The 10,249-nt window shown below is 73.7% G+C and carries 9 protein-coding genes and 1 tRNA gene; 6 read left to right on the forward strand and 4 right to left on the reverse strand.

Translation table 11 applies throughout. The annotated features are described in order from the left end of the window. Positions 1–200 precede the first annotated feature (200 nt). The gene (locus AAC134_RS22730; RefSeq protein WP_339951902.1) at positions 201–2,168 is read left to right on the forward strand and encodes an acetoacetate--CoA ligase; all 1,968 of its coding nucleotides are present in this window, start codon (positions 201–203) and stop codon (positions 2,166–2,168) included. A gap of 373 nt (positions 2,169–2,541) precedes the next feature. Further along, complete coding sequence (locus AAC134_RS22735) at positions 2,542–3,672, forward strand: DUF3616 domain-containing protein (protein ID WP_339951904.1); 1,131 nt, start codon at positions 2,542–2,544, stop codon at positions 3,670–3,672. Positions 3,673–3,915: 243 nt separating this feature from the next. On the opposite strand, the gene AAC134_RS22740 is transcribed toward AAC134_RS22735, so the two are convergent. The 4 genes from AAC134_RS22740 to AAC134_RS22755 all read right to left on the reverse strand — a co-directional run bounded on the left by AAC134_RS22740 (position 3,916) and on the right by AAC134_RS22755 (position 6,928). After that, a complete protein-coding gene (locus tag AAC134_RS22740) occupies positions 3,916–4,806 on the reverse strand; it encodes a collagen-binding domain-containing protein (RefSeq protein WP_339951906.1) in 891 nt (296 codons plus the stop codon). A gap of 252 nt (positions 4,807–5,058) precedes the next feature. Next, positions 5,059–5,523 carry a CYTH domain-containing protein gene (locus AAC134_RS22745; RefSeq protein ID WP_339951908.1) on the reverse strand — a complete coding sequence of 155 codons (465 nt, stop codon included), beginning with the start codon at positions 5,521–5,523 and terminating at the stop codon, positions 5,059–5,061. Positions 5,524–5,735: 212 nt separating this feature from the next. Further along, complete coding sequence (locus AAC134_RS22750) at positions 5,736–6,473, reverse strand: tyrosine-protein phosphatase (protein WP_339951910.1); 738 nt, start codon at positions 6,471–6,473, stop codon at positions 5,736–5,738. A gap of 380 nt (positions 6,474–6,853) precedes the next feature. Then, positions 6,854–6,928 (reverse strand) — tRNA-Thr (locus tag AAC134_RS22755). 162 nt (positions 6,929–7,090) lie between these two features. Between AAC134_RS22755 and AAC134_RS22760 the strand changes: the two genes are divergently transcribed. From AAC134_RS22760 to AAC134_RS22775, 4 genes are all read left to right on the forward strand, one after another. Then, positions 7,091–7,330: a hypothetical protein gene (locus AAC134_RS22760; RefSeq protein WP_339951912.1), complete on the forward strand. Its 240-nt coding sequence runs from the start codon at positions 7,091–7,093 to the stop codon at positions 7,328–7,330. After that, entirely contained in the window at positions 7,327–7,662 is a 336-nt protein-coding gene (locus AAC134_RS22765; RefSeq protein WP_339951914.1) for an MmcQ/YjbR family DNA-binding protein, read from the forward strand. Before AAC134_RS22760 ends, AAC134_RS22765 begins: the two co-directional genes overlap by 4 nt. A 187-nt stretch (positions 7,663–7,849) precedes the next feature. Continuing rightward, complete coding sequence (murA, locus tag AAC134_RS22770; RefSeq protein WP_339951916.1) at positions 7,850–9,115, forward strand: UDP-N-acetylglucosamine 1-carboxyvinyltransferase; 1,266 nt, start codon at positions 7,850–7,852, stop codon at positions 9,113–9,115. Between the two features lie 334 nt (positions 9,116–9,449). Continuing rightward, entirely contained in the window at positions 9,450–9,938 is a 489-nt protein-coding gene (locus tag AAC134_RS22775; protein WP_339951918.1) for a DUF2948 family protein, read from the forward strand. Positions 9,939–10,249: the final 311 nt, after the last annotated feature.

The following is a 10,249-nucleotide window of genomic DNA, read 5'->3' on the forward strand; positions in this document are numbered from 1 at the left end:
CGCGCCCCCCGCTTCCGCCCCGCGACCCCGGTCCCCGGCGCCCCCGCCCGCACCGCGCCGCGCGCGCGCCGCCCGCCCCGGGCGCCCGGCCCGACGCGGCGCCTCCCTTTTCGACCGCGCGCGCGCCCCCTATGCTCCGCGCCGACCGCCACCCGGCGCCCGCCAGCAGGCGCCCCGGCGAAGGGAGGAGACCCGAGCGCATGACCCAAGAGTTCCCGGAAGAGCCCGTCATCTGGACCCCGAGCCGCGAGCTTGCCGAAAGCTCCGAGATGGCCCGCTACATGCGCTGGCTCGACGCCGAGCGCGGCCTCTCCTTCCCCGACTACGACGCGCTGTGGGAGTGGTCGACCACCGACCTCGAGGGCTTCTGGACCTCGCTCATCGAGTTCTGGGACCTGCCCTTCGCCACCCGTGAGACCCGGGTCATCGACCGCAAGATCATGCCCGGCGCCAGGTGGTTCGAGGGCGCGACCCTGAACTGGGCCGACCAGGTCTGGCGCCATGTCGAGACCAACGGCCGCGACGCCCCCGCCCTGCGCTTCCGCTCCGAACGCGGCGAGGGCGAGATCAGCTGGGGAGAGGTCGCCGACCGCGCCGCCTCGCTGGCCGAGACCCTGCGCGGCTGGGGCGTGCGCCCCGGCGACCGGGTCTGCGCGATCCTGCCCAACGGGCCTGAGTCGGTGATCGCCTGCCTCGCCGCCGTCTCGATCGGCGCGATCTGGTCGCTGTGCTCGCCCGACATGGGCGCCACCGCGATCCTCGGCCGCTTCGCCCAGATCACCCCCAAGGCGCTGATCGCCGCGGACGGCTACGCCCACGGCGGCCGCGAGACCCCGCGCCTCGACCTCGCCAAGGAGGTCGCCGCCGGCCTCCCCGGCCTCGAGCGCCGCATCCTCGTCCCGATCCTCGCGGCCCCCCGCCCCGATGGCTGGGAGGACTGGGCCGCCGTCACCACCGGCCACGCCGGCCCTCCGCGGACCGAGACGCTGCCCTTCGACCACCCCCTGTGGATCGTCTATTCCTCGGGCACCACCGGCACGCCGAAACCCATCGTGCACGGCCACGGCGGGATCCTGCTCGAGGGCTCCAAGTTCCCGCTCCACAACGACATCCGCGCAGGCGACACGTTCATGTGGCTGACCGCCTCGGGCTGGATCATGTGGAACTGCCAGGTCATCGCGCTGACCCGCGGCTGCACGGTGGCGATCTTCGACGGCGCCCCCAACCAGCCCGACATGGCCGAGCTCTGGCGCTTCGCCGCCCGCGCGCGCTGCACCTTCGTGGGGGCCGGGGCCGCCTTCTTCTCCGCCTCGATGAAGGCCGGCGCGGTCCCGAAGGCCGAAGCCGACCTCTCGCGCCTGCGCGCCATCGGCGCCACCGGCTCGCCGCTCGCGCCCGAGGCCTACGACTGGATCCAGGCCAACGTCGCCGACGTCTGGATCACCCCCATCGCCGGGGGCACCGACTTCGCGGGCGCCTTCACCGGCGGCTGCATCCTGCTGCCCGTGCGCCGGGGCGAGATGCAGTGCCGCTTCCTCGGCGCCCGCGTCGAGGCGTGGAACGAGGCCGGCGAGCCGGTCGTGAACGAGGTCGGAGAGCTGGTCTGCACCCGCCCCATGCCCTCGATGCCCCTGTATTTCTGGGGCGACGCCGACGGCTCCCGCTATGCCGAGTCCTACTTCGAGACCTGGCCCAACATCTGGAAGCACGGCGACTGGATCCGCATCACCCCCACCGGGGGCGCGGTGATCTACGGCCGCTCGGACGCCACCATCAACCGCCGCGGCCTGCGCCTTGGCACGTCGGAGATCTACCGCGCCGTCGAGGAGCTTGACGAGATCCTCGACAGCCTGGTCGTCGATCTCGAATACCTCGGCCGCGACAGCTTCATGCCGCTGTTCGTGGTCCCGCGCCCCGGCGTCGCCTTCGACGAACCCCTGCAGGAGAAGATCCGAAGCGCCATCCGCGCCTCGGTCGGCCCACGCTACCTGCCCGACGAGATCGTGCAGGTCCCCGAGATCCCGCGCACGCTCTCGGGCAAGAAGCTGGAGGTGCCGGTCAAGAAGCTCCTGCTTGGCGTCGACGGCGCGAAGGCCGTGAACCGCGACGCGATGGCCAACGCCGCGGCCTTCGACGCCTTCGAGACCTACGCCGCCGCCCGCGCCTGACGCGCCCCTCACGCCTCGGCGCCCCGCCCCCCACGGATCGCCGAGCGCCTGTTCTCCGGAGCCGTCCGTCGCTGATGCCGTAAAGAGCGACTCGTCCGCAGGGGTCAGGGATCGCGCAGCGACCGGCGAAGCCGGCTTGTCCTTGACCCCTGCGGACGAGTCGCTCAGGCATCGGCAGCGACGGACGGCTGCGGAGAACAGGCGCGCCCTCTGTTCTCTGGTGAGTTTCAGAAGCGCCCTTCCCGCGCCGCAGGCGCGCAAGCCGAGCGAGCCCCGCCTCGCGAGGCTCCCCTCCCCAAGCCTCCGCCTTGTTCTCGCCCCCTCGCGCCCCGACATCTGCGCAACGCCATCCCGCCTGCAGCCCCGAGGACCCATGGCCCGCTCCGCCAAGACCGCCGCCGCGTCCCCCGCGCCCCGCCCCCTGCCGCTCGACCGCGAGCGCGCGGCCACCGTGGACATGCTGTTCACCCATCACGACCAGATCGCCCATGTCGACGACCCGATCTGGGCTGACGTCTCCTCGCTCGCCGCCACCGGCCGCAGCCTGTTCGTCACCTGCGACGAGACCGCCTCTGTCGAGGGCCTCGACTGGGACCCCGACACCGGCCAGGCGGGCGCCCACCGCTCCTACCCGCTCGGTCTCGTGTTCGAGCTCCCCGAGGGCGCGACGGGCGAGATGGACATCGAAGGGCTCGCGGTCTCCGACGGCTGGCTCTGGGTCTGCGGCTCCCACGGGTTGAAGCGCGGCAAGCCGGGCAAGAAGAAGCTCAAGGATCTCGCGTCGATCGCCTGGGACGCCAACCGCGGCTTCCTCGGCCGCCTGCCGCTGGTCGAGCGCGCCGACGGCCGGTTCGAGCCGGTCGCCGCCGCCGACCCGATCGACGGCGCCCCCGGGCGCCGCGCCGCGATGCTGCCGATGACCGGGACCCGCGACACCTATCTGCGCCGGATGCTCTCCCGCGACCCGCTGATCGCCCCGTTCATCGACCTGCCCTGCAAGGAGAACGGCTTTGACATCGAGGGCATCGCCGCCCGCGGCAACGAGGTGATCCTGGGTCTGCGCGGCCCGGTCCTGCGCGGCTGGGCGCTGATCGTGCGCCTCGAGATGAAGGAGACCGCCGCGGGCGAGCTGAAGCCCGCCAAGCGGGCCGACGGCCGCCGCTACGCGATCCACGCGCTCGACCTCAACGGCCAGGGGATCCGCGACCTCGCCTGGGACGGCGAGCGTCTGCTGATCCTCTCGGGCGCGATCTCGGATCACGAGGCGCTGCAGTCGGTCTTCGCGCTCGATCCGGCCGACTTCGACCGCGAGGTGATCGCGGGCGAGCGCCTGCCCCGGATCCTCGACCTCGTGATCCAGCGCGGCGGCGACAACGCCGAGGGGCTCGAGATCGTGGGCGAGGGCGAGGACCGCCGCCTGATGATCGTCTACGACAGCCCCCACAACCATCGCACCGACGCAGACCAGGGCCGCCTGACCGGCGACCTCTTCGCCCTCGACTGAGCCTGCGCGCGCCCCTCGCCCCGGACCGGGACGAGCGGGCGCCGCCGGCAGGCCCGACGTCGAGCCAGCCCGGTCGGGTCAGCCCAGTCGGGCCAACGCAGTCGGGCCAACGCAGTCGGGCCATCGCAGTCGGGTCGGCGCAGGGGACCGCGTGGGGATCGGCCTTGGGGGAGGTCGCGCGGGGTCAGCCTCGGCGAAGGCGGCCCCGAGCGATGAGGGCGGCCCCGAAGGGCGGCCCCGGCCTCAGCGGCGGCGCCGGCGCAGGCCCGCCGCGCCCAGCAGCGCCAGCCCCCCCGCCAGCATCGCGGCCGGCGCGGGCAGCGGCACGGGCGTGACGTCCGGCAGGGCGCCGCTGAAGGTCGTCTGCAGGATGTCGCCGCTCTGGTAGAGCTCTTTGGCCACCACCGATCCGCGGACCTGGGCCGAGTTCGAGACCGCGGCGTTCGGCGCCAGGATCGAGTAGCCGAAGGTGTGCTCGATCTCGACCGCCGTCGCCTCGTACCAGTTCACCACCACGCCCGAGTTGAAGTCGTTGATATTGCCGAACGACGCCCGGGGCCCGCTGCCGCTGATGTTGATGATCGTGGTGGTCACGCCCGCCGCCTGGCTCAGCGTGATCGAGGTGTTCTGGAAGTTCTTCTCCAGCGAATCCCCGTCGACGTTGATCACCGCGACCCCGTTCACGCCGGCGCCGGTCTCGATGGTCAGCGAGTTGGGGCTGGAGCTGCCGGGGTCGTCGAAGAAGAACCCGCTCCCCGCCGTCGCGCTCAGCTGCGAGAGCTGAAACGAGGCGTCGGGCATCAGCGCCTTGATCGCCGCGGTCGGCATCGTGGCGACATTGGTGAACGCCTGGCCGCCGTTGAAGTTCGGCGGCGTGCTCGGCGCGCCGGCGAACTGCGCGTCGCCGTTCTGGAGCGTGGGGGCGCTCGGCCCGACCATCCCGCCGTCCACGAACAGCGTCCCGGCCAGCGTCCCGGTCCCGTCCGCGGTCGGCAGGGTGACGTTCCCGGCATTGCTCGCGTTGAGGGTCGAGCCCAGCAGATAGGCGTCGCCGCCGACATACATCGGCCCGAACACCTGGGTGGCGTTCTCCTGCTCCCAGTAATCCAAGGCGATGACGCTGAAGCTGCTCATCAGATCCTGGAGCGAGAGATTCGCGGCCGAGGCCGGCGCTCCGACACACGACAGAACGCCGGCGACAATCACGCCGTAGATACGCATACGCAGCCACCCCTTGGCCGAAACCTGACTGGAAGATGAAGGCTCGGCTCATGCAACGTTATGAATTACTTCGCCTTTATACCCCAAGTCAGGCCGCGAGGCGACCCCGTTCTGCAACCTCTGCGCGCAACGCCTCTCGCCGGGTCCGCCTCGGGGCCCTGCGCCTCAGCCGCCCCCGCTGCGCGCCCGAAGCATGTTGATCTTGCGATACTCCGCCTGCCCGGTGACCTCGCGGCCCAGCCAGGGCGGACGGGGGAACTCGGCCGCCTCGTGGGGGAGCTCGATCTCGGCCAGGATCACGTCCTCCAGCGGGGCGCGATAGGCGTCCACGCTCCACTCGAAGCCGCCGAAGGGGACGGTGTGACGGATCTTCTCGAGCGTCGCGCCGGCGCAATGGCCCAGCAGCGCCAGGCCGTCGGCGAGCGGGATCTCGTATTCGAACTCGTCGCGGCTGATGCCCTCGCGCGGGCCCTTGACCGTCAGCAGGGCGCGGTCGTCGAGGCAGCGAACCCGGACCTTGCGGCCCTCGACGCTGGCCAGCAACCCGTCGCGCAGGCGCTGGCTGGACGCGACGTCCCGCCGCCAGCTGTCGCTCGCGACCAGGAATTTCCGTTCGATCTCTCTTGGCATCGCGCCCCGTCAGCCGGCGCCGCGTTCGCGCGGCGGGAGGGCGGGCGCGTAGCAACTCCCCCGCCGCGCGGCAATCCCGGAGACGCTCGCACGATCGCCGCGCCCTCCGGCGAGTCGCCTCGCCGGGCGCGGATCCCTGCCCCCGGCCGCAGCCGCGCGCGCCAAACGAACCCGGCCGCCGATCGGACGCCTCCCGGCCCCGGCGCGCGGGCTCAGGCGGTGGCGCGCAGCCGGGCGCGCAGGGCCTGCAGGTCGTCCTCGGCCATGCCATGGCGGCGCAGGTAGGCCTCGGCCCCGCCGTGGTCCTCCTCGAGATGGCGCAGCAGGGCCTGCATCGTCTCGGCCCGCGCGTCGAGATAGGCGGCGTTCAGCTCCCGCCCCGAGGCGCGCGCGTCCGCCTCAAGCGCGGCCAGCAGCGAGGGCAGTCGCGCGCCCGTGGCGGCGTAGTCCGCGATCACCGTCTCCGCATCGGCGCCGGCCAGCAGCAGCAGGAAGGCCGCGATCAGCCCGGTGCGGTCCTTGCCCGCGGCGCAGTGGAACAGGGCGACGCCGGTCTCGGCCCGGGCGATCAGGCTCAGCACCTCGACAAACACCGGCCCCCGCTGGTCGAGCGCCAGGAAATACAGGCCCAGCAGCGGCTCGGCCTCGTCGATCCCGGGCATGCGGGTGGGGTCCAGGTCCTCGAACAGCGAGACATGGCGGTAGTCGACCCCCGGCAGGCCGCGGGCGAAGGGATTGGGGGCCTCGGCCAGCTCCTCGTCCCGGCGCAGGTCGATGACCAGCGCCAGGCCAAGCTCGCGCAGCGCCTCCAGCCCCGCCGCGTCCAGCCGGTGCAGGCTGTCGGCGCGCAGCGCCCGACGGAAGGCGGTCTCGCCATGGGGCGTGGGCCAGCCGCCCAGGTCGCGGATGTTGTGGCTGCCGGCGATAACGATGTGGCGAGGGTCGGTCATCAGCAGGGTCCTGATTTCAGGAAAGGACGGGGTCAGGATAAGGCGGGGTCAGAAGACGGCGCGGTCAGCAGATGCGCGGTCAGAATACGGCGGGATCGCGGGACCGCGCGGAGCCCCGGTCGCGCAAGGACGGCGGCGCGCGGGACCCGGAGGGCCGCCCCCAGGCGCCCCCGACCGTCTCCCGCCGAGGGGTCCGCCGAGGCGGCCCGAAGCGTTCGCGGTCCTTGTCGCACTGCCGGGCGGCGCCGGGCAAGCTCCGCGACGCGCGCCGATCCGGGCGCGCGGCCGCGATCGGCCCCGGCCCGCCCGTCGGCGAGGGCCGCGAGAGGGCGGCGACGATCGCAGGAGACTGACGATCGCAAGCGATAGGGGGGGAGAGCTGGTGCCGCAGGGGAGGATTGAACTCCCGACCTCACCCTTACCAAGGGTGCGCTCTACCACTGAGCTACTGCGGCGGTGCGGGGCGGGTAATGACGTGTTCGCGGCCCGAGCGCAAGACCCCTCCTGCAACGAATTTTCACGCCGTTGCGTCGCCCGCCCCGAGAGGCGCGCCGCCGGCCCGGCCGACGCCGCGGCCCCCGCTGGACGCGCCGCCCCCTCGGCGCTAGGCAGGGGGCATGACCGACGACGCGCCCTCCCCGCCCGCCCCGCGCCGCCGCGCCGCACCCGGCGCCGCGTCCGGAACCGCGTCCGGAACCGCGCCCGGGGCCGCGTCCGGGGCCGCCGCGCGCGAGGCCCGCCTGGCCGAGGCCCTGCGCGCCAACCTGCGCCGCCGCAAGGACCGCTCCCGCGCCGCGAAGGCCGCCCCCGCCGAGGATCCCGACGCTCCCGCCGGCGAGGATCCGCCCGAGGAATGAGCGCGAGGCCCGACCCGCTCTTCCGCCTGCGGGCCCTCGCCCTCGCCCTGCCCCGCACGGTCGAAAAACAGGCCTGGGGTGCGCCGACCTTCCGCGTCGACGACCGCATCTTCGCCATGGCCGACACGCCAGAGGCCAGCACCGCACCGGCCAGGTCCGGACCCGCGGGCCTCTCGGTCTGGCTCGCCGCCCCCGAAGGCGCGCAGGAGATGCTGATCGAGGCCGCGCCCGACGGCACGTCCGAGTGGTCCCCCGACTGGGACGAGGTGGCCTTCAACCTCGCCCGCGCCCACAAGCTGATCGCGGCAAGGCGCGCCCGCTCCCGGCGCTGACCCAAGGACGCCCCGCGCCGCCGGCCGCGAGCGGAGGCGCGCCGCCGCGCCCGCGGCGCCCCGCCCTACTCCGCCCGCATCGCCCCCCTCCCCGCCCGCATCGCCCAGCCCTCGCCCCTCCGGCGTCATTGAACCGCCCCGCGGCGCGGGCTATCGCAGGTCGGAAACCGAACGACAGGAGGGGCGGATGGACAGGATCGCGATCCGCGGCGGCAGGCCGCTTCACGGGGAGATTCCGATCAGCGGGGCGAAGAACGCCTGCCTTGCGCTGATGCCGGCCGCCCTGCTCAGCGACGAGCCGCTGACCCTGACCAACGCCCCGCGCCTCGCCGACATCCGCACCATGCGCGAGCTGCTGTCCTCGCTCGGCTGCGAGATCGCGGCCCTGCAGGAGGGCAAGGTGCTGGCGATCGGCGCGGCGGACCTCGCCTCGCAGCGCGCCGACTACGACATCGTGCGCAAGATGCGCGCCTCGATCCTGGTGCTGGGCCCGCTGCTGGCCCGCCACGGCCGGGCCGAGGTCTCGCTGCCCGGCGGCTGCGCCATCGGCGCGCGCCCCGTCGACCTGCACCTGATGGCGCTCGAGAAGATGGGGGCCAGGCTCGACCTGCGCGACGGCTACGTGCATGCCGAGGCGCCGGGCGGGCTGACGGGCGCGGTCGTCGACTTCCCGCTGGTCTCGGTGGGCGCCACCGAGAACGCGCTGATGGCCGCGACGCTCGCCAAGGGGACCACGGTCCTGAAGAACGCCGCGCGCGAGCCCGAGATCGTCGACCTCGCCGACTGCCTGCGCGCCATGGGCGCCCGGATCGAGGGCGAGGGGACCTCGCAGATCACCATCGAGGGCGTCGCCGCCCTCCACGGCGCCACCCACCCGGTGATCGCCGACCGGATCGAGCTCGGCACCTACATGCTCGCCCCCGCCATCGCCGGGGGCGAGGTCGAGCTGCTCGGCGCCCGCCGCGCCCAGGCCGGCGCCCTGTGGGACCGGATGGAGGAGGCGGGCCTCTCGCTGTCCGAGACCGCGGGCGGCATAAAGGTCGCCCGCCCCGAGGGACGCGTGAAGCCGCTGCACGTGATCACCGAGCCGTTCCCCGGCTTCCCCACCGACCTCCAGGCCCAGCTGATGGCCCTGCTGACGCTCGCCGATGGGGAAAGCGTGCTCGAGGAACGGATCTTCGAGAACCGTTTCATGCATGCGCCCGAGCTGCAGCGCATGGGCGCGCGCATCGAGGTCCACGGCGGCGTGGCCAGGATCCGCGGGGTCCCGGCGCTGAAGGGCGCGCCGGTGATGGCGACCGACCTGCGCGCCTCGGTCTCGCTGGTGCTCGCAGGCCTCGCGGCCGAGGGCGAGACGGTGGTCGGCCGCATCTACCACCTCGATCGCGGCTACGAGCGCCTGGAGGAGAAGCTCTCGGCCTGCGGCGCCGACATCCGCCGCCTGCGCGACTGAGCCCGCCCCCCCGCCAGGCGCCGGGTCGCCCGAGCCGTCTCTCGCCGATGCCGCAAACAGCGAGTCGTCCGAAGGCGGCGGGGATCGCGCCGCGCGCCGCCCGCAGCGGGCCTGGCCGTCGCCCCAGCGGGCGAGTCGCTAAGGCCTGGATCGGCGAGAGAGGGTTCGGCAGAGCCCCCGCGCGCCGGGTCTCCGCGAGATCGGGAGCATCCTCCACACGCCCCGCCGGCGCCCCGTCTCCGCCCTCGCCCTTGCCACTCCCGCCCCCTGTCACCTATCTGGGCAGGCGAGCGGGGGCGCCGGCCATCGGCCGCCAGGCAGACACGGGGAAGTCATGAGCGACGCGCGTTTCGAGGATGCCGCCGACCGGCCGATCCGCCTCAGGGCCGAGAGCCCCGAGGATCTCGAGGTGGTCTCCGCCCTTCTCCAGGACGCCGCGGGCGTGTCGGGAGATCTCGCCTGGATGCGCCGCAAGCGACGTTTCGCGCTGTTCCTCAACCGCTTCCGCTGGGAGGACCGCGCCCGCGCCGAGCGCGCCGGCCGCCCCTATGAGCGGGTGCGCTGCGTGGTGCTGGTCGAGAACGTCGGCTCGGTGAAGTCCGCCGGCCTCTCGCCGACCGACCGCGAGCAGGTGCTGGCGGTGCTGCGGATGGAGTTCGCGCCCTCTCCCGACCCCGAGGACCCCTCCGGCCAATTGCGCATCCTGCTTGCCGGCGACGGCGAGATCGCGCTTCAGGTCGAGGCGCTCGAGATCCGGGTCGAGGACGTCACCCGCCCCTATCTCGCCCCCTCCGGCAAGGCCCCCAGCCACCCCGAGGACTGAGCCGCCGCCCTGCCCGCGTCGGTCCTCCCCGCGCCGCGCGTCCCTGCCGCCCCTCCGCCCCCGGCCGCACCGCGTCCCGGGCGGCCCCGACGGCGCGCGCCATCGGCTCGCCCCAAGGGCCCCTCCCGTCCGCGAGGCCGGCGACGCGACAAGCCCGCCCCCCCTCGCGAGGCCCACGCTCTCGCCTCTCTCCCCAGCCCCCAAGGCCGCCGCCGATCCCTCCAGGCGCCCGGCGCAACGCCTGCCGGGACCCGCAAAGCGCCTGTTCTCCGGAGCCGTCTCTCGCGGATGCCGATCAGAGCGACTCGCCC

The sequence above is a fragment of the uncultured Albimonas sp. genome, assembly GCF_963977235.1.
In the GTDB taxonomy this organism is placed as follows: Bacteria; Pseudomonadota; Alphaproteobacteria; order Rhodobacterales; family Rhodobacteraceae; genus Albimonas.